General features: G+C 69.4%; 17 protein-coding genes. 9 read left to right on the top strand and 8 right to left on the bottom strand.

Annotation, left to right across the window (positions count from 1 at the left end; translation table 11 throughout):
* The first annotated feature begins 3 nt into the window (after positions 1-3).
* From AC069I_RS07910 to AC069I_RS07900, 3 genes are read left to right on the top strand one after another with little or no spacing between them, the layout of a single operon-like run.
* Entirely contained in the window at positions 4-819 is an 816-nt protein-coding gene (locus AC069I_RS07910) for a Twin-arginine translocation protein TatA (RefSeq protein ID WP_478265048.1), read from the top strand.
* Between the two features lie 4 nt (positions 820-823).
* Positions 824-1,927 (top strand): pentapeptide repeat-containing protein, encoded by a 1,104-nt coding sequence (locus tag AC069I_RS07905; protein ID WP_478224231.1) that lies wholly within the window; start codon positions 824-826, stop codon positions 1,925-1,927.
* Complete coding sequence (locus tag AC069I_RS07900; protein ID WP_478224230.1) at positions 1,927-2,775, top strand: hypothetical protein; 849 nt, start codon at positions 1,927-1,929, stop codon at positions 2,773-2,775. Before AC069I_RS07905 ends, AC069I_RS07900 begins: the two co-directional genes overlap by 1 nt.
* A 74-nt stretch (positions 2,776-2,849) precedes the next feature.
* Here the strand turns inward: AC069I_RS07900 and purL are convergent, their stop codons facing one another.
* On the bottom strand, positions 2,850-5,180 hold the full coding sequence (gene purL / locus AC069I_RS07895) for a phosphoribosylformylglycinamidine synthase subunit PurL (RefSeq protein ID WP_478265047.1): 2,331 nt from the start codon (positions 5,178-5,180) through the stop codon (positions 2,850-2,852).
* Positions 5,181-5,251: 71 nt separating this feature from the next.
* On the opposite strand from purL, the gene AC069I_RS07890 reads away from it, so the two are divergent.
* Together AC069I_RS07890 and AC069I_RS07885 are read left to right on the top strand one after the other, a co-directional pair.
* Positions 5,252-6,877, top strand: a complete 1,626-nt coding sequence (locus AC069I_RS07890) for an ABC transporter ATP-binding protein (protein WP_478224228.1) — start codon at positions 5,252-5,254, stop codon at positions 6,875-6,877.
* A gap of 97 nt (positions 6,878-6,974) precedes the next feature.
* Positions 6,975-8,702: an ABC transporter ATP-binding protein gene (locus AC069I_RS07885; protein ID WP_478224227.1), complete on the top strand. Its 1,728-nt coding sequence runs from the start codon at positions 6,975-6,977 to the stop codon at positions 8,700-8,702.
* Positions 8,703-8,759: 57 nt separating this feature from the next.
* On the opposite strand, the gene purQ is transcribed toward AC069I_RS07885, so the two are convergent.
* Together purQ and purS are read right to left on the bottom strand one after the other, a co-directional pair.
* Positions 8,760-9,437 (bottom strand): phosphoribosylformylglycinamidine synthase subunit PurQ, encoded by a 678-nt coding sequence (gene purQ / locus AC069I_RS07880; protein WP_478224226.1) that lies wholly within the window; start codon positions 9,435-9,437, stop codon positions 8,760-8,762.
* Positions 9,434-9,673, bottom strand: a complete 240-nt coding sequence (purS, locus tag AC069I_RS07875; protein WP_007032538.1) for a phosphoribosylformylglycinamidine synthase subunit PurS — start codon at positions 9,671-9,673, stop codon at positions 9,434-9,436. The genes purQ and purS overlap by 4 nt, the downstream gene beginning before the upstream one ends.
* A gap of 66 nt (positions 9,674-9,739) precedes the next feature.
* On the opposite strand from purS, the gene AC069I_RS07870 reads away from it, so the two are divergent.
* Together AC069I_RS07870 and AC069I_RS07865 are read left to right on the top strand one after the other, a co-directional pair.
* Complete coding sequence (locus AC069I_RS07870) at positions 9,740-10,513, top strand: hypothetical protein (protein ID WP_478265046.1); 774 nt, start codon at positions 9,740-9,742, stop codon at positions 10,511-10,513.
* A gap of 103 nt (positions 10,514-10,616) precedes the next feature.
* Complete coding sequence (locus tag AC069I_RS07865) at positions 10,617-12,197, top strand: GMC family oxidoreductase (protein WP_478265045.1); 1,581 nt, start codon at positions 10,617-10,619, stop codon at positions 12,195-12,197.
* 100 nt (positions 12,198-12,297) lie between these two features.
* On the opposite strand, the gene AC069I_RS07860 is transcribed toward AC069I_RS07865, so the two are convergent.
* Both AC069I_RS07860 and AC069I_RS07855 read right to left on the bottom strand, forming a co-directional pair.
* Entirely contained in the window at positions 12,298-13,800 is a 1,503-nt protein-coding gene (locus AC069I_RS07860) for an aldehyde dehydrogenase family protein (RefSeq protein WP_478230913.1), read from the bottom strand.
* A 33-nt stretch (positions 13,801-13,833) separates the two neighbouring features.
* The gene (locus AC069I_RS07855) at positions 13,834-14,976 is read right to left on the bottom strand and encodes an MFS transporter (protein ID WP_478265044.1); all 1,143 of its coding nucleotides are present in this window, start codon (positions 14,974-14,976) and stop codon (positions 13,834-13,836) included.
* Between the two features lie 60 nt (positions 14,977-15,036).
* Here AC069I_RS07855 and AC069I_RS07850 point away from each other — a divergent pair, with 60 nt between their 5' ends.
* The gene (locus AC069I_RS07850; RefSeq protein WP_478265043.1) at positions 15,037-15,981 is read left to right on the top strand and encodes an ArsR/SmtB family transcription factor; all 945 of its coding nucleotides are present in this window, start codon (positions 15,037-15,039) and stop codon (positions 15,979-15,981) included.
* Positions 15,982-16,014: 33 nt separating this feature from the next.
* On the top strand, positions 16,015-16,650 hold the full coding sequence (locus tag AC069I_RS07845; protein ID WP_478265042.1) for an MBL fold metallo-hydrolase: 636 nt from the start codon (positions 16,015-16,017) through the stop codon (positions 16,648-16,650).
* A 51-nt stretch (positions 16,651-16,701) separates the two neighbouring features.
* Here AC069I_RS07845 and AC069I_RS07840 read toward each other — a convergent pair whose 3' ends face one another.
* The 3 genes from AC069I_RS07840 to AC069I_RS07830 all read right to left on the bottom strand — a co-directional run bounded on the left by AC069I_RS07840 (position 16,702) and on the right by AC069I_RS07830 (position 19,348).
* Entirely contained in the window at positions 16,702-17,841 is a 1,140-nt protein-coding gene (locus AC069I_RS07840) for a DUF418 domain-containing protein (protein ID WP_478265041.1), read from the bottom strand.
* Positions 17,842-17,912: 71 nt separating this feature from the next.
* Positions 17,913-18,644 (bottom strand): TetR/AcrR family transcriptional regulator, encoded by a 732-nt coding sequence (locus tag AC069I_RS07835; RefSeq protein ID WP_478224218.1) that lies wholly within the window; start codon positions 18,642-18,644, stop codon positions 17,913-17,915.
* Positions 18,641-19,348, bottom strand: coding sequence for a DUF2334 domain-containing protein (locus AC069I_RS07830; RefSeq protein ID WP_465531173.1), 708 nt, complete (start codon positions 19,346-19,348; stop codon positions 18,641-18,643). The genes AC069I_RS07835 and AC069I_RS07830 overlap by 4 nt, the downstream gene beginning before the upstream one ends.
* Between the last annotated feature and the right edge of the window lie 52 nt (positions 19,349-19,400).

Below are 19,400 nucleotides of genomic sequence, written 5' to 3'. Positions count from 1 at the left end.
CCGATGACCTACCCACCCCAGCCAGGCCAGCCCTATGGCCAGGACCCCCAGGGACAGCAGCCGCACCAGGGTGGCTGGGACCAGACCCAGCAGTACGGTCAGCCGCAGCAGTACGGACAGCAGCAGGGCTGGGACCAGACGCAGCAGTACCAGCAGCAGCCGCAGCAGGGCTGGGACCAGACTCAGCAGTACCCGCAGCAGCCCCAGCAGGGCTGGGACCCGAACAACCAGGGCTACCAGCAGGGCTTCGGCGGCCCGCCCGCGCCGCCGTCGAAGAGCAAGACCGGTCTGATCATCGGGATCGTGATCGGGCTGGTCGTGCTGATCGCGTTCGGTGTCACCGGGTTCGTCGCGCCGGGCTTCCTGCTCAGCAAGGACGATGGCGACGGTGCCACCGCCGCGCCGCCGCCCGCGTCGTCGTCCGAGCAGGCGCCGACCTCGGCGCCGAAGAGCAGCCCGAAGTCGAGCGCGCCCAAGAGCAGCCCGAAGAGCACCGAAAGCGGTGGCACGGGCTCCGAAGGCAACCCGAAGGGCATCCAGAACCTGAAGGACTTCCTGGCCAAGGTGAGCGCCGGCGACAAGGCCGGCGCGCTGGCGCTGGTGTGCGCGGACATGAAGGCGACCATGGGCGACTCGATCGACATCATGGCCCCGGCGCCGTCGCAGCTGGAGGTCACCTCGACGGCCGGCATCGGCGACGGGTTCATCACCGGTGACATCGAGGGCACGGTCAAGGGCAAGAAGGTGAGCGGGTCGGGGATCTCCTCGGACGACAACCCGGACAAGTCCTTCTGCGTCCGCAACTTCTTCGTATTCTGAGCGGATGAAGCGGTTTCTCCGCTCCCCATTGCTCTGGACCTTCGTCGTCTCGCTCGTACTGCTGCTCGCGGTCGGCGGCTGGTTGCTGACGGATCCGGCGACCAGCCGCAGCGAGGCGCTGAAGACCGGCGGCATCGCCGGGGGCGCCATCGTCGCGTTGTACGCGTTGTGGCTCAACGACCGGCGGCGCCGGGTCGAGGAGCGACGGCAGGAGGTCGAGCGGCAGCGGCAGGAACTCGAGCTGCGGCGGGCCGACCAGGACCGGGACCGGATCTCGGACGAACGGTTCGCGAAGGCCGTGGAACTGCTCGGCCACGAGGCCGACCAGGTGCGGGTCGGGGCGCTGCACGCGCTGGCGGGGCTGGCTCGCGGCCGTGAGATCTACAAGCAGACCGTGCTGGACATCCTGTGCTCGTACCTGCGGCGGCCGTTCGAACATCCGCGGTACAAGGACACGGCGAAACGGGACGGGAACACCGCGCCGGAAGCGGGCACCGCGGAGCAGGAGCAGGAACTCCAGGTCCGGCAGACCGCGCAACGGCTGATCGGGGAACTGCTCCCGGCCGCGGATTCCGAGGGGAACGCGTACGACCTCGACCTGACCGGCGCGGTACTGGAGTACTTCGATCTCTCGGAGCGGAAGATCGGCAAGCTGCTGCTCCGCTACGCGGGTTTGTACAGCAGCACCAACCTGTCCGGCTGTGTTTTCCGCGGACCGGTCTACCTGACCGGCGCGGGCACCGAAAAGGAGAAGCGCATCGGCTTCTTCCGGTGCAGTGACGCCAAGTTCGAACAGCGGGCGTGGTTCAGCGGGGTCCGGTTCTCCGAGGACGTCGAGTTCCGCGACACCGTGTTCGCGGGCGAGACCTCCTTCAAGGACAGCGTTTTCGCGAAGGACGCCGTCTTCGCCGACGCGGAGTTCAAGGGGACGCTCGATCTGCGTCGCGCCCGGTTCGAGGGCTTCGGGGACCTGAGTTTCCGTAAGCCGCCCGGCACGGTGTCGCTGTACAACACGTCGGTGGAGCCGGCGAGGGATCACGAACTCCCCGCGGGCTGGGCCGTCGAGACCCTGCCGGACGGCCGCGCCCGGCTCACGGTGAAGGACTGATGAGGCGCCTGCTCTCCTCGCCGCTGCTCTGGACGTTGCTGTCCTCGGTCGTGGTGCTCGTCGGGGTCACCGCCTGGCTGCTCACGGATCGCGCGACCAGCCGCGGCGACGCGCTCAAGACCGGCGCGCTGGCGGGCGGGGCGATCGCCGCGCTCTACGGGCTCTGGCTCAACGACCGGCGACGGCGTACCGAAGAGGACCGGCACGAGATCGAGCGCAGCCGGATCTCCGACGAACGCTTCGCCAAGTCGATCGAGCTGCTGGGCAACGAAGCCGATCAGGTCCGGATCGGGGCGATGCATTCGCTCGCCGGGCTCGCCAGGACACGTCCGGAGTACCGGCAGACGGTGCTGGACGTGTTGTGCGCGTACCTGCGGCGGCCGTTCGAGCATCCGAGTTTCGATCCGGGGCTCGACTGGGACGACAAGGAAAAGCGGGCGGCGGCGGAACGGGAACGGCTGGTCCGGCGTGCGGCCGAGCGGTTGATCCGCGACATCCTTCCCCACGCCGGGACCACCGGGGCGACGCTTTCGCTCAACCTGAGCGACGCCCGGCTCGACAAGCTGGGGCTGCTCGGCAGGCGGGTCGGCTGGTTCGGCGCGGATCGGTGCGAGGTGCTGTCCTATCTCGACCTCACCGACGCTCAGCTTTCCGGGAAGTTCCTGCTCGAGAACGCGACCATCCACGGCGCGTTCGAGCTCACGAGGGCGAGGTTCGAACGGAAGGTGTCGCTGGACAACACGGTCGTCGCGAGACCTGTCGACTTCAGTGTGGCGACCTTCGAAGAACCGCCTTCGCTGGAGGGCGCGAAGTTCCCGGCCGGCTCGGTTCTTCCCGAAGAAGGCTGAAGGGCGCCTTCCCCGCATCACATGCGGTGAAGGCGCCCTTCGCTGCGTCCTATGCGGGGAAAGTCCCCTTCAGCTCAGTCGAACAGGGCCGGGAGCGTCTTCTCCCAGGTCTCCCGGAGCTCGTCCAGCGTGAACTCCGTGATGTCCTGGAGTTCGAGCGAGCCCGACTCCGGGTCCACCACACCGGTCTTGCGCCACGGCAGGCCACGCGCGGTCAGCATCTCGGTGAACCGCAGTTCCTCGGTGCGCGGCACGGCGACCAGCACCCGGCCCGCGGACTCGGAGAACAGCTGCACGAACGGGTCCTGCTCCGCGTCGAGGAAGACGCGGGCACCGCACTGTCCGATGAGGACGGTCTCGACGAGCGTCTGGATCAGGCCACCGTCGGAGATGTCGTGCGCGGCGGAGATCATGCCGTCGCGGGAACCGGCGATGAGGATGTCGGCGAGCAGCTTCTCGCGCGCCAGATCCACGCGCGGCGGACGGCCGCCGAGGTGGCCGTGCAGTTCGCGCGCCCAGGCGGAACCGTCCAGCTCGTCGTGGGTCTCGCCCAGCAGCAGCAGGGTTTCCCCGGCCTCGGCGCCGATTCCGGTGGGGATGCGGCGGGTGACGTCGTCGAGCACGCCGAGCACGCCGACCACCGGCGTCGGCAGGATGGCCGTGTCACCGGTCTGGTTGAAGAAGCTGACGTTGCCGCCGGTGACCGGGATGCCGAGCTCGACACAGCCGTCGGCGAGACCGTGCACGGCCTGCTCGAACTGCCACATCACGCCAGGGTCGGTCGGCGCGCCGAAGTTCAGGCAGTCCGACACCGCGACCGGCTTCGCGCCACTGGTGGCGACGTTGCGGTACGCCTCGGCCAGCGCGAGCTTCGCGCCCTCGTACGGGTCGAGGTAGACGAACTTGCTGTTGCAGTCGGTCGAGACGGCGACACCGCGGCCGGTGGACTCGTCGATCCGGATGACACCCGAGTCCGACGGCTGCGCGAGCACGGTGTTGCCGCGCACGTAGCGGTCGTACTGGGAGGTCACCCATTCCTTCGACGCCTGGTTCGGCGACGAGATCAGCTTGAGGATGTCGGCCCGCAGTTCGTCCGAAGTGGACGGACGCGGCAGCTTCGCCGAGGTGTCGGCCCGCAGAGCGTCCTGTGTGGACGGACGCTGGATCGGGCGGTCGTACACCGGGCCCTGGTGCGCCACGGTGTGCGCCGGCACGTCGACGACGACCTCGTCGTTCCAGGTGATGACCAGGTGCTCGCCGTCGGTGACCTCGCCGATGTCGGTGGCGATGACGTCCCACTTCTCGCAGACCTTCATGAAGGCCTCGACGTTCTCCGGCGAGACGACCGCGCACATCCGCTCCTGCGACTCGCTGGAGAGCACCTCCGCCGGGGTCATCCCGGTGGCGCGCAACGGAACCCGATCGAGGTAGATGTGCATACCGCCGTCACCGGCGGCGGCCAGCTCCGACGTCGCGCAGGAAAGCCCGGCACCGCCGAGGTCCTGGATGCCGACGACGAGCTTCTGGGCGAACAGTTCGAGGCAGCACTCGATGAGCACCTTCTCGGTGAAGGGGTCGCCGACCTGGACGCTGGGGAGCTTCTTGCGGCCACCCGAGCTTTCGTCACCCGAGAAGGTGTCGCTCGCGAGAACGGACACGCCGCCGATACCGTCGAGGCCGGTGCGCGCGCCGAACAGGATGATCTTGTTGCCCTTGCCCGAGGCGAACGCCAGGTGCAGGTCCTCGACGCGCATCGCGCCGACGCACAGGGCGTTGACCAGCGGGTTACCGGAGTAGCTCGGGTCGAACACCAGCTCGCCGCCGATGTTCGGCAGGCCGAGGCAGTTGCCGTAACCGCCGACGCCGGCGACCACGCCGGGCAGCACGCGCCGGGTGTCGGGGGCGTCCGCCGGGCCGAAGCGCAGCGCGTCCGCCACCGCGAGCGGGCGCGCGCCCATCGCCATGATGTCGCGCACGATGCCGCCGACGCCGGTCGCGGCACCCTGGTACGGCTCCACGTAGGACGGGTGGTTGTGGCTCTCGACCTTGAAGGTGACCGCCCAGCCCTCGCCGATGTCGACGACGCCCGCGTTCTCGCCGATGCCGGCGAGCATCTTCTCCTTCATTTCGGGAGTGGCGGTCTCGCCGAAGTAGCGCAGGTGCTTCTTCGAGGACTTGTACGAGCAGTGCTCGCTCCACATCACCGAATACATCGCCAGTTCGGCGTCGGTCGGACGGCGGCCGAGGATCTCCCGGATCCGGGCGTACTCGTCGTCGGCGAGGCCGAGCTCGACGTACGGCTGGGTCAGTTCGGGGGTCGCCTCGGCGCGTTGAGTGGTGTCAACGGTGCTGGTCACGGTGTCCGCATCAGGGTTCGCCACGGCCTTAAGAGTAGGCGAGCGCATGGGGCCGCTCGCGGTCGCCCACGGATAAATCGGTCGCGCCCGCGACGGTGATCCGCTTACCGTCGGCAATCGTGCTTTCCGCCACATATCCGCTTCCGCGACTGCGCCTGCCCGCCAAGCCGACCGCCTGGCGGTACCTGGTCAGGATGATGCTCGCGCGCCCGGGACTGCTCGCCGTCTCGGCGATCAGCGGTGCGCTGTGGTCGCTGCCGATCGCACTGCTGCCGGTCGCGATCGGCCGGGGCATCGACGCGATCGGCCGCGGCGACGGCGATTCCGTCTGGCTGTGGGGGCTCGCGGCCGCCGGGTTCGGGATCGCGCAGACGATCGCGGGCACGGTGCAGCACTTCGCGTCCTACGGTTGCTGGATCCACGGCGCCGGGGTGACGCAGCGCCTCGCCACCGAACACGCGGCGAAGCTGGGCGCGAATCTGCGGGATACGACCACCACGGGTGACGTGGTCGCGATCACCACCAGCGACATCAACCCGATCGGTGATTCGTTCGAGGTGCTCGGACGGGCCTTCGGTTCGCTGATCGCGTTCATCGTGTGCGCGACGGCGCTGCTGTCGACGTCCCCGCTGCTCGGCGTGGTCGCGCTGATCGGTGTCCCGCTGGCGGTGGTCGGCATCGGACCGCTGCTGAAGCCGCTGGAGAAGCGTCAGACGAAGCAGCGCGAGGAGAAGACCGACGTCAACGCGCTCGCCGCGGACATCGTCTCCGGCCTGCGGATCCTTCGCGGTGTCGGCGGCGAGAAGCAGTTCCTCGACCGCTTCCGCCGCTCCAGCCAGCGGGTCCGGGCGGCCGGTGTCCAGGTCGGGCGAAGCGAGGCGTGGCTCGCGGCGGCCGAGGTCGCGCTGCCGGGCCTGGTCACGGTGGTCATCACCTGGCTGGGCGCGCAGCTGGCGATCAACGGCACCATCGGCGTCGGCGAGCTGATCACGTTCTACGGCGTCTCGGTGTTCCTGGTGATCCCGGTGACGACGGCGACCGAGTTCGCGGGCGTGCTGAGCGCCGCGCTGGTTTCGGCGCGGAAGGTGTGCAAACTGCTGACCACCGAGCGCACGCTCGCCGAGCCGGAGCACCCGGTGCCGCTGCCCGAAGGCCCGCTGGACCTGTACGACGAGACGTCCGGGATCAAGGCCGAGGCCGGGAAGCTGACCGTCATCGACGTCGGGGCCGACGCCGAAGCGGTGGCATCGCGGATGGCGCGGTTCACCGATCCGAGTGAACCTGCCCTCGTCGGCGGGGTTCCGGTGGACCAGGTCTCCCTCGACGAGCTGCGGCGGCGGGTCGTGTTCGCGCACAACCAGGACATCTGGTTCTCCGGCGTGCTGCGCGAGCAGGTCACCCCCGCCGAGCCCGGCGACGTCGAGATCACCGAAGCGCTGTACGCGGCGGACGCCGAGGACATCGTGGACGCGCTGCCCAACGGCGTCGACGAGGTGATCGGCGAACGCGGACGTGAGGTCTCCGGTGGCCAGCGGCAGCGGCTGAACCTGGCCCGCGCGCTGGCGACCGACGCCGACGTCCTGCTGCTCGACGAGCCGACCTCGGCCGTCGACGCGCATACCGAAGCCCGCATAACCGAACGCGTCGCGAAGCTGCGGCGCGGCAAGACCACCGTCGTGTTCAGCCAGAGTCCACTGTGGACACATGTGGCCGATGTGGTCGTGAGTACGAAAGTGGTCGCCTGAAGACGGAGTCGCACCGCGCCGGTGTCGGCCGGAGGCCTCACGAATCCGTTGCCGGGCCGCGGGCCCTGTCCACATCGGGGGGTAAGGAAATGACAGCATGAAGAAGCTGCCGCTGGCAGACAAGAAGGACGTTCGACGGTGGATCAAGGAGACCGCGCGGGCCAACAAGCGCGAGTTCTCCGTGATGCTCGGCCTGTTCTGCGTCGCGACCGCGATCGGGCTGGCCGGACCGAGGCTGCTGGGTGCGCTGGTGGACGAGGTCGTCGAGGGTACGACGACCACCACGATCACCTGGCTCGCGGTCGCGTTCGTGGTGGTGCTGGGCGCACAGGCCTGGTTCAAGGGTCTGGCCCGGCTCCGCGCGCGGGTGTTCGGTGAGCGGATCCTGGCGCGCAACCGCGAGGAGTTCGTCGGGAACGCGCTGAACCTGCCGCTGGGGACGGTCGAGGCCGCGGGCACCGGTGACCTGCTCAGCCGGGCGACCACCGACGTCAGCCGCATCGACCACGCGGTGCGGTTCGGCGCGCCGGAGATCCTGATCGCCGCCGTCACGGTGGTGTTCACGGTGGTGGCGATGGTGATCACGTCGCCGTTCCTGGCGCTGGGCCTGCTGGTCGCGCTGCCGCTGCTGGTGCCGGTGAACCTCTGGTACCAGCGGCGGATCCCCGACGTGATGCGGCGGATGCTCGACAAGTGGTCCGAGCTGCAGTCCACCACGCATGAGACGGCGGAGGGCGCGCGGACGGCGGAGGCGCTGAGCCTGACCGGCCGCCGGATCCGGACCGGGCACGACGGCCTCGACGCGTCGATGCTGGGCGAGCGCAAGATCCGGGCGCTGCAGATGCGGTGGATCCCGTCGCTGGAGATCAGCTACGTGCTGCCGGTGCCGGTGATGCTCGGGCTGGGCCTGCTCGCCTACTCGAACGGCTGGGAAGGGCTCGGCACGATCACCGCGATGCTCCTGTACTCGCAGGTCATGACCGGCCCGCTGAACGAGGCGCTGTTCTGGCTCGCGGACATGCAGGTCGCCGGGGCCTCGCTGCGGCGGCTGCTGGGCGTGCGGCCCGCTCCGTCTCCGGCGACGGCCTCGGAGACTCCGCGCGGCCAGGACATCGAGGTCCGCGACGTGCGCTTCGGCTACAACGCGGACCGCGAAGTGCTGCACGGGATCGACCTGCGGGTGCCCGCCGGTGAACGGCTGGCGATCGTCGGCCCGTCCGGTGCCGGCAAGTCGACCCTGGGACGGCTGCTGGCCGGGATGTCGGCGCCGACGTCGGGCTCGGTGCGGATCGGCGGCGCCGAAGTGTCGACGCTGCCGGACGACGTCCTGCGTGGCGAGGTCCTGCTGCTGACGCAGGAGCAGCACGTCTTCGCGGGGACGCTGCGGGACAACCTCACGCTGCCCGCCGGGGACTGGACCGACGACCGGCTGCTGGCCGCGCTGGCCTCGGTCGGCGCCGCGGAGTGGGTGGCGAGCCTGCCGGACGGGCTGGACACGAAGGTCGGGGCCGGGGCGGTCGCCGTCCCGGCGGCGATGGCGCAGCAGCTGGCGCTGGCGCGGGTGGTGCTGGCCGACCCGCACACGCTGGTACTGGACGAGGCGACGTCGCTGCTGGACACGGGTTCGGCGCGGGAGCTGGAGCGGTCTTTGAGCGCGGTGCTCGAAGGGCGCACGGTGATCGCGATCGCGCACCGGCTGCACACCGCGGCCGCGGCGGACCGGGTCGCCGTCATCGAGGGCGGCCGGGTGACCGAGCTGGGTTCGCACGCGGAGCTGCTGGCCGCCGGTGGCCCCTACTCCGCTCTGGTGGCCGCCGCCTCCTGACGCATTTCGTCCTCTGAATGCGGTGAGCGCATTTAGAGGACGAAATGCGTGGGTGGGTCAGGCGGAGACGAGAGCGTCGACCGCGCTGTAGAACATGCCGAGCCCGTCGTCGGAAGGCCCGGTGAGGGCGTCGATGGCGTGCTCCGGGTGCGGCATGAGCCCGACGACGCGGCCGTTCTCGCTGCGGATCCCGGCGATGTCGTTGCGCGAGCCGTTCGGGTTGCCGCCGACGTAGCGGAACACCACGCGGCCCTCGCCCTCGAGCTCGTCGAGGGTGGCCTGCTCGGCGACGAAGCAGCCGTCGATGTTCTTCATCGGGATGAGGATCTCGGCGTCCTTGTCGTACCGGGTGGTCCACGCGGTGTCGTTGTTCTCGACACGCAGCCACTGGTCACGGCAGATGAAGTGCAGGCCCGCGTTGCGGATCATCGCGCCCGGCAGCAGCCCGGCCTCGCACAGGATCTGGAAGCCGTTGCAGATGCCCAGCACCGGCATGCCCTTGTGGGCGGCCTCGATCACCGACGACATCACCGGCGCGAACCGGGCGATGACGCCGGCGCGCAGGTAGTCGCCGTACGAGAAGCCCCCGGGGACGACGACGGCGTCGACACCCTTCAGGTCCTCGTCCGCGTGCCACAGCGGCACGGCTTCGGCTTCGGCGTAGCGGACCGCGCGGGCCGCGTCACCGTCGTCGAGCGTGCCGGGGAACGTGATGACCCCGATGCGGGCGCTCACGCGTCCACCCGCTTGATGGTCCACTGCTCGATGACGGGGTTCGCGAGGAAACCCTCGGCGATCTTTTCGAGCGTCGCGTCGTCGACGGAGTCGTCGACCTCGATCTCGAAGTGCTTGCCCTGACGGATCTCGGCGATCCCGGTGAAGCCGAGACGGCCGGCGGCGCCGAGCGCGGCTTGGCCCTGCGGGTCGAGGATTTCGGGCTTGGGCATGACGTCGACGACGACTCGGGCCACGGCAGGCTGCTCCTTATTCACGCAGGTCGTGGGTACCGCCAGAGCCTACTTCACTACGGTTGCCGCATGACCTACGGGCAGTACACACCGCCGAAGAAGTCGAAGGCCTGGCTCTGGATCACGCTGGCGCTGGTCTTCGTCCTGATCGCGGGCGGTGTCGCGTTCACCGGCTTCGTGACGCCGGGGTTCTTCAAGGCCAAGGCCGACACCACCTCGCGCGCGACGCCGGAGCAGCTGAGCCAGTCCTTCGCGAACGGCGTCGGCGAAGATCGTGTCAGCTCGCTCTGGTGCCCGATCCGCTCGAAGCGGTCCTACACCTTCGAGCAGGTCATGGCCGTCTCCGAAGGCGCACAAATCAGCACGCCCGCGCGCCAGCGTGCGCCGCAGGAGTACTCGGCCGCGCTCACGACCGGCGGCCAGACCGTCGGGATCGCGATGATCCCCGGCGAGGGCGGCTGGTGCGTGCGCGACGCCAAGATCGGCGGCGAGCCCGAGCCCTTGCCGGGCATCGAGACGAAGCCGTCGCCGCGGCCCGACGTCAAGACCGGGGAAGAGGCGGGGAACAAGTTCGTCGACGCGATCAACGCGCGCGACATCCCGGCCGCGTTGTCCGTGCTGTGCGAGAAGGTGCCCGACACGACCCGCGACGGCGTGCAGCAGATCATCCACGGCGAGGCGAGGTACACCGTCGACAACGCCGACGTGCTGACCACCGCGAAGCAGACGATCCTGCACCTCACCGGCGAGGTCGACGGCGTCCGGAAGCCCGGCCGGGTCGAGACCGAGGACGATGCCGAGGGCGGCCCCTGCGTGGCTACTTTTTCACCCGACTCGGACTAAGTCCGCACCGATCCTTCGTCTGGGGGAATGCTCGGAGCCGCCACGCTGGGCCAAGATGAGCCTTTTGGCGGGCGTCAAGCCCGGGCGAGCAGCAGGAGGCACCGTGGACGATCAGGATTCCTTCGACTACGTGATCGTCGGCGCGGGCAGCGCGGGATGCGTACTGGCCAACCGGCTGAGCGAGAATCCGTCAGCGCGGGTGCTCCTGCTCGAAGCGGGTGGCGAGGACGACGCCGACGAGATCCACATCCCCGCCGCGTTCCCCCGCCTGTTCAAGACGAAGTGGGACTGGAACTACGAAACGGTCGAGCAGAAGCACACCGGCAAGACGCTGTACTGGCCGCGAGGGAAGGCACTCGGCGGCTGTTCTTCGATCAACGCGATGATCTACATCCGCGGCAACCGCGCGGACTACGACGGCTGGCGTGACGTGCACGGCGCCGAGGGCTGGGGTTTCGACGACGTCCTGCCGTACTTCAAACGGGCGGAGGGGAACCAGCGGCTCGGCGGGCCACTGCACGGCACCGACGGGCCGCTGAACGTCGAGGACCGTCGCTTCACCCACGAGCTGTCCCATGCCTGGGTGGATTCCGCGGTCGCCTGGGGTCTCAACCGCACCGACGACTTCAACGGCGAGTCACAGGAAGGCGCCGGCGTCTACCAAGTGACGTGCAAGAAGGGCAGCCGCTGGTCGACGGCCGACGCCTACCTGCGGCCGGCCTTGTCGCGCCCGAACCTCACGGTCCGGACGCATGCGCAAGCCACCCGCGTCGTCTTCGAAGGCACCCGCGCCGTCGGTGTGTCCTATTTGGACAAAGGCGCCAAGACGACGGTGCGCGCGTCGACCGAGGTCCTGCTGAGCGGCGGTGCGGTGAACTCGCCGCAACTGCTGATGCTTTCCGGGGTCGGCCCTGCGGAACACCTGCGGGAGCACGGGATCGACGTCGTCGCCGCGCTTCCCGGCGTCGGCGGCAACCTGCACGACCACCCGGCCTGCGGGATCATCTGGTCGACCCGCGGCACCACCGACCTGGTGGACGCGGCGACGCCGGGCGGCCTGCTGCGCTACCAGCTCACCAAACGCGGCCCGCTGACTTCGAACATCGGCGAGGCGGGCGCGTTCTTCCCCGCCGCGGACGGTGTTTCACCGCCGGACATGCAGATCCACGTGGCGCCGACGTTGTTCTACGACAACGGGATGCGTGAGCCGACAGTGTCGGGCTTCACGTCGGCGGCGACCCTCGTGGACGTCGCGAGCCGGGGACGGCTGCGGTTGAAGTCGGGGAATCCGTTGTGGAAGCCCGAAATCGACCCGATGTGCTACGCCGAGTCCGTGGACATGGAGAAGTTGCTCGCCGGGCTGCGCGCCCTGGTGGAGATCGGGAAGTCCGGCCCGCTGGCGCGGTATCTGGACAAGCCGTTCCTGCCGGAGCGGCACGACCTGACCGACGGCGAACTGGCGGACTACGTGCGCGAGAGGACGCAGACGCTGTACCACCCCGTCGGGACCTGCTCGATGGGGACGGGCGAGAACGCCGTGGTCGACCCGTCGCTGAAGGTGCGCGGGGTGGAGGGGCTGCGGGTGGTGGACGCTTCGGTGATGCCCGTGGTGCCTCGCGGGAACACGAACGCGCCAACGATCATGGTGGCGGAGAAGGCCGCGGACCTCATCCGGGGCTCGTGACCGGTCCTTTCACGCCCTCACAAGCGCAATGAAGGGGCCTTTCATAGCAAAATTTGCTATGAAAGGCCCCTTCATTGCACGGGGGTGATGGACAGCTGGCTCAGCGCTTGCCGTGCAGCACCGTAATGAGCTTCGCCACCAGGGCGTCGGTCTTTTCCTTGCGGGAGAACGAGGTCAGCACGATCGGCGCGGTGAACCGCTGCCGCGCGACGGCCTTCGGCCGGGCGAACTCGCGCAGGCCTTCCGGGCCGTGGATCCGGCCGAAGCCCGAGTCGCCGACGCCGCCGAAGGGCAGCGAAGCGATACCGGCGAAGGAAAGCGGTGCGTTGATCGACGTCATGCCGGTGCGCAGCCGACCGGCCAGTTCGAGGCCGCGCGACTTCGAGAACACCGCCGATCCGAGGCCGTACTTCGTGTCGTTGGCCTTCTCGACGGCCTCGTCCATGTCGCGGACCTTGGCGATGGTGACGGTCGGGCCGAACGTCTCCTCCTGGACCGCCAAGGAGTCCTCGGGCACGTCGACGAGCACCGTCGGCTGCACGTAGCGGTCGCCGACCGCGTCGACGCCGCCGACCAGCGCCTTGCCGCCGCGCTCGATGGCGTCCGCGATGTGGCGCTTGATCACCGAAAGCTGCGAAGGCATCGTCACCGGGCCGTACTGCGCGGCCGCGTCCGAGCCGGCCCGCACGTCCTTCGACTTCTCGACGACCTTCGCGACGAACTCGTCGTGCACGCGCTCGTGGACGTACACGCGCTCGATGCCGATGCAGGTCTGGCCCGAATTGGAGAACGCGCCCCAGACGGTCGCGTCGGCGGCGGCCTCGAGATCGGCGTCCGCGTCGACCAGGACCGCGTCCTTGCCGCCGGCCTCGATGATCACCGGTGTCAGCGTCTCGGCGGCCGCGGCCATGATCTTCTTGCCGGTGGCGGTCGAACCGGTGAAGGCGATCTTGTCGACGCCTCCGCTGACGAGCGAAGCGCCGGTCTCGCCGAAGCCGGTGATCAGCTGCAGCACCGGCCACTCCGGGACGACCTCGTTGAACGCGTCGACCAGCCACTTCCCGACGCCGGGCGTGTACTCGCTGGGCTTGAAGACGACGGTGTTGCCGGCGGCGAGGGCGTAGGCGATGGAGCCGAGCGGCGTGAAGACGGGGTAGTTCCACGGGCCGATCACGCCCACGACGCCGAGCGGCTGGTACTCGACCGTCGCCGCCTGGTTCGACATGACCAGCCCGACGGCGCGGCGCTGCTTGCCGAGGATCTTGCGCGCGTGCTTGCCCGCCCACGCGATGTGCTCGATGGCGAGGACGCTCTCCAGTTGCGCGTCGGCGATCCGCTTCCCGGTCTCGTCGCGCACGACCTGGCAGAGCTGCGGCAGCCTGCGGGTGATGACGCCCTTCCAGCGGCGAAGGCGTTCGGCGCGGCCGTCGTAGCCGAGCCCGGCCCACCATTCGGCGGCGTCCCTCGCGCGGGCGATGGCGGCGCGGACGTCCTCCTTGGTGTGCACCGGGTAGGTGCCCACGACCTCGTCGGTCGCCGGGCTGAGGGAATCGAAGGTCTCCCCCACGCTGTGCGCGGTCGGCTTCGGCTGGACTGCGGTCATCGACTTCTCCCGTGTCTCGGCTCAAAGCCCAGGCTACGACGTTACTGACGGCGTGCCAATAGCTCGCCTGGGGCGTGCCACCAGCATCGCACAGGAGACGACGGCCGCAAGGACACCGAGAAGCGGGGCCATCCAGACCGGCAGTACCCCGATCGCCAGCGAGCCCAGCCCGAAGCCCGACGCCTGCACGGTGAACGCCAGCGAGAACCCCTCCGACCGGCGGCGTTCCGGCAACAGCTTCTGCAGGTTGACCGACGAGACCGCCATCAGCGGACCGGTGCAGAGCCCGATCAGAGCGACCCCGCCGAGCAGCCCGGCCCAGCCGAGGCCCGCCGACACCACGAGCCCGCCGAGCACGAAACCGGCAAGGAACAGCCGCGGATCGCCGAGCTTCCCTCGCGCCGCGTACAGCGCGCTCCCGGCCAGGCTGGCGGCACACAACACGACGATGACGATCGCCGCCGCCGAATCGGGGGCGCCGAGGCGCTGGACGAGCGGCAGCAGCCCGACCTCGATGGTCGACAGCAGGAGCCCGACGGTGAACAGGCCCGCCAGCCAGGGCACGCACGCGGCGACCGGGATCGGCTGCCGCTCGACCGTCCTCTGCGGATCTCGCGGGACGGTCCGCCGCGGCACGAGCAGCGCCGCGAGCAGGGCGACGACGGCCATCGCGAGGACCGGGACGACCGGACCGGACGTCGCCAGGAGCGCCACCAGCAATGGCCCGCCGACGATGACGCCTTCGAGGATCATCGTGTCGATCGAAACGGCCCTCGGCAGTTCCTCTTCGGTCACCGTCGCGGCGAGCAGCGTCCGGAAGCCACCGTTCAAACCGCCCGCGACCAGTCCCGGCGGGATCGCCAGCGCGAGCAGCACCCAGTCCCGCGCTCCGGTCGAAGCGACCGCGGCCAGCAGGAACAGTCCCGCGGCGACCAGCGGAAGCAGCACGACGAGACCGCGTGCGGGTCCGACGCGGTCGAGCAGCCGCCCGGTAGGCACGGCACCGACCATCTCGGCGGCGACGAACACGGCCATCATGATCCCGCCGAGCCGGTACGAACCGGTCGTCGCGGTGGTCAGCACGGTGAAGGCCAGCGGCGCCATCATGGCGGGCAGCCGGTTCAGCTGGACCCCCGCCGACCAGCGCCAGTACCCGGAATTACGCAGCAACGTCATGCCACGAACACTGCCGAACCCGGCCTGGTCGAACCATTGATTAGGGATTAACCTAATCCGATGATCGAGCTGGTCCTGACCGCGGAGAGCGCCAACCGCGTCCGCTTCGGCATCTCCCCGCTCGACGAGACCATGGGCGCGATGCAGACGCTGCTCGGGCGGCGCGGGCATCCGAGTCACCTGCCGTGGCTGCGCGAGGCCGCCGCGAAACTGCCGGACCTGCCCATCGACGGCTTCGCGAAGGTGATGAGCGCGCGGCACTACATCACCGATTTCCTCAGCCCGCCGCCGAGCGGCCCGGAGACCACCGCGTCCGCCCAGCTCGCCGAAATCCGCCGTACGGCGCCGGAGCAGGTCGCGCGCGAACTGTCCAAAGTAGACGCCGACCTGAGCGGGCTGCCGGAAGATCCCGCCGAGGCAAGGGATCTGCTGGCGAGCCAGATGGAGATCGCCTGGACCGAACTGGTCGAACCGCATTGGCCCCGGATGCGCCGATTCCTGGTCGCCGACATCGAGGAACGCTCGCGACGCCTGGCCGCCGGTGGTATCGCACTGGTCCTCGAGGACATCCACCCGCGTGTGCGGCTCGTCGACGACGTCCTGGTGATCGAAATGAAGGAACGCGGCCGTGTCCACCTCGACCGACGAGGATTGCTGCTGATCCCGGGCGTCTTCGCGTGGCCTTCGGTCGGGGTGATCACGATGGAGCCGTGGCAGCCTTCGCTGCTGTACCCGGCTCGCGGGGTGGCCGAACTCTGGTCGGATCCCGAACGTCCGCCCGACGCGCTCGCCGGAGTGCTCGGCAGGACGAAGGCCGCGCTGCTCACGACGCTCAACGAACCCGCGAGCACCAGCGAACTGGCCCGCGGACTGGGCTTCTCGGCGCCGACGGTCTCGCAGCATCTGACCGCGATGCGCGCGGCGGGCCTGCTCGAAACCCGGCGGCGCGGCCGCGAAGTCCGCTACCGGCGCACCGAACTTGGCGACGCACTGCTCCGGGCATAGGCTGGAATCGAGCTACCGCGAAGGAGAACACCGATGCGTATCGTCCACTTTGGACACGCTTGCACCCTTCTGGAGACCGAGGGCGCGCGGATCCTGATCGACCCCGGCACCTTCTCGGCGGGCTTCGAGGGTGAACGTGAGCTGGACGCCGTCCTGATCACCCACCAGCATTTCGACCACCTCGACATGGACAGGCTCCCCGCGCTGCTGGCGGCGAATCCCGGCGTGCGGCTGATCGTCGATCCGGGTTCCGCCGAAGCGGTGGGGAAGATCGGCGCCGAGTTCCAGATCGCGAACCCCGGTGACGCCTTCGAAATCGGGTCCAGCGGCATCAACGTCGTCGGTGGCGAGCACGCGGTGATCCACGAGGAGATCCCGGTGATCCCGAACGTCGGCTACCTCGTCGACCACGGCGCGTTCTACCACCCCGGCGACTCGTTCTTCGTGCCGGAACAGAAGATCGACGTCCTCGGCCTGCCCACCGGCGCTCCGTGGCTCAAGGCCGGCGAGGCGGTCGACTACCTGCGTGCGGTGTCGCCGCGCCTCGCCGTCCCGATCCACGAAGCCGTCCTCTCGCGGCCGCAGATGCACTACGGCCTGTTCGCCAACCTCGCCCCGGAAGGCACCGAGGTGAAGGTGCTCGACGTCGGAGAGCCGGTAAAGATTTAGCCAGCCAGGCGAAGCCTGCCCGTTGAGGGAGGCGGTGGGGCGTGGTCCGGGTTAGGCCCGGTACGCGAGTTTCCGCACCAGGATCTCCGCCGGTCCCCGATACGACCGGCGGTGCATCAGGTAAGCGACGACGACCGTCATCAGCCACACGCCGAGCCCGCAGGCGGCCGCGACGAACGTGCTGCCGCCCAGTCCCAGCATGAACGGTGGCGCCAGGATCAGCCACGCCACCGACTGGAACAGGTAGGCGCTCAGCGTGCGCTGGCCGAGCGCGGAGATCGCGGTGACCACGACACCGCGGCGCTTCTTGCCGACCGCCATGCCGACGAGCCCGAACAAACTGACGTAACCGATCGCGCCGAACAGACCGGCGCCTTCGTACATCAGCTTGGCGAGCCCGGCGGTTCCTTCGTCGAAGCCGACGTAGTCACCGGCGAAAAGGCTCATCGGCAGCGCGCCCGCGATCGCGACGCCGAAACCGCCGAACACGCCGAAGAGGAGCAGCTTCCGGTTCGGCTCCTCCAGCACGCGTTTCTTCGCGGCCCAGGCGCCCACCCAGACGAAGAGGATGGACGACAGCAGGACCGCCGTGGTCATCGGCCATTCGACGAGCCGTTCCCGCACGGCGTCGCCGTAGGTCGGCGCCAAGGACGAGGCGCCCTCGATGGACGGGACCGGCGCGCTCCCGGAGTTCCCGGTGAGCACCAGGTACATCAGCACGGCGAGGTAGCAGACGCCGAACCCCAGGTACGCCACCGGTATCCGATAGAAACCCTTGCCACGCTTCAGAAGCAGCAGGGTGAACACCACGCCGATCACACCGTACGCGCCGAGCACGTCGCCGGAGAAGAACAGCACGCCGTCGACGGCGCCGAAAACCAGGAGCCACGCGTGACGACGGAGCAGGACGCCACGCGTCCGCGGCCATGGCTGCCCCAACGCCTCCTGGCGGTCGGCGAACTGCACCATCCCGTAGCCCAGCATCATGCCGAACAGCGGCAGCGCGCACGCGTGGACGAGCAGGAACAGCAGCACGAAGTACGGCCGTTCCAAGCCTTCCGGCGTCTGATCGACGCCCGGCGTGTTGCCGAGGAAGATGCTCGCGGTATGCGCCAGCGCCACGAGCAGGAGCGCGAAACCCCTGGCCAGGTCCGGGGCGAGCACTCGCTCGCTCGTCGGTGTCGATGTCATGGTTCCCCCTTTAGTATCCAACGTACACTAATTAATGTCCGATGGATACTAAAGGCGGGAGAGGTGCGTTGTCAGCTCGGGTCGACGAGCGCGGCGATGCCGTCGAGCACGACGCCGAGACCGAAGTCGAAGTCGGAGTTCTGTTCGGAGTCACCCAGCCCCGAGGTCAGGAAGCCCGCCGCGTCGGGAAAACGTCCGGGGTCGATCAGCTCGGCGAGGCCTTTGCCGTAGGCCTGCTCCGCCTGCGCCTGACTCAGCCCGCTGTCCTTCCTGCCGTCGGCGAGCTGGATGGCCTGCGCGCACGCGAGGCGGACGTAGCCGCCGACCAGCACCAGGACCCCGCCCTTGGTGCCCCAGTCGAGGCCCGTGTCGCGCAGCGTCCGCAGGATCGCGTCCATCCACGCGACCGCGTGCGGCCCGGCAGGAGGGCCGGCGAGCGGCAGCTCGACCAGCCACGGGTGCTTCATCAGGACATCGCGGTTGGCCTCGGCCAACGTGGTCAGCTCGGCTCGCCAATCACCGGCGGGCTCCACCGTCGGCGGATCGCCGATGGCGAAATCGGCCATCAGCTCCAGCAGCTCCGCCTTCGAACCGATGTGGCGGTACAGGGACATCTTCGTGACGCCCAGGTCCTTCGCCACGCTCGCCAGCGTCACGTTCGCGACGCCTTCGCGATCGGCGAGGTCCACCGCGGCCGCCACGACGCTGTCGATGTCGAGTACGGACGGCCTGCCGCGTGTCGGACGCTCCGCTCGCCGCCAGAGCCGCATCAGCGTCGCCGGTGCGTCCCCCTCGTCGGTCATCCCGACAATTTAACCCGCGTTCGCGAGAGCGAGCCGTAGGTGGTTCCGAATGCGCGGTTCTCCAGCGAGACGTCGACGGCGTCGAGGAACGCCTGCCGCAGCCCCGGCCGGGCGAGGTCCGCGGCGTCGATGCCGAGCCGGACGAGCCCGCCGCGGCGCGCGGCCCTGGCGGCGGCCAGCACGAGCGCGAAACACCGGACGGTCTCCGTCCGGTGCGACGGCCCGCCGAACTCCTGCACCCTGGCGCGCTGGACCTGGCCGGATACCAGATCCCGCACCGAGACCAGGTCCGCGCACAGCGTGAACCCGTGCTCGCGCAGGGCCTGCAGAGTGCCCTCGGACGCGATCCAGCGCGGCGGCGCGAACCCGTCGACGGCCATGCCGTTGGCGTCGAGCGCCGCCTTCGCCGCGATGAGCCGCAGCCGCGCCTCGTGCGCGGGAAGAGCCGCGAACTCGGCGCGTTTACCCAGGTAGACGGCACGATGGGTGGGCGGGACCTGGTGGTCGTAACCGTGCAGGAGGACGGAGTCGCCGTGGGTACGGCGCGTCCGGACCCACTCGGTCACGGGGCCCTCGCCGGTGCGAGCGGCGTAGAGCACCGACAACGGGACCCTGCGCCGGTCGAGCTCGGCCGCGAGATCGGCACAGCGGTGCAACGTCCGGGTGGTCACGCCGGACAGGGAAACCAGCAAACGTGCATCCACCCCGCCAGTGAGCCAGCCCGGGCTTTCGGCGGACTGACGTCGGAGTGAACTC

This window comes from Amycolatopsis sp. NPDC043885 (genome assembly GCF_056435685.1).
This window is presented reverse-complemented; position numbering and strand designations above follow the sequence as displayed.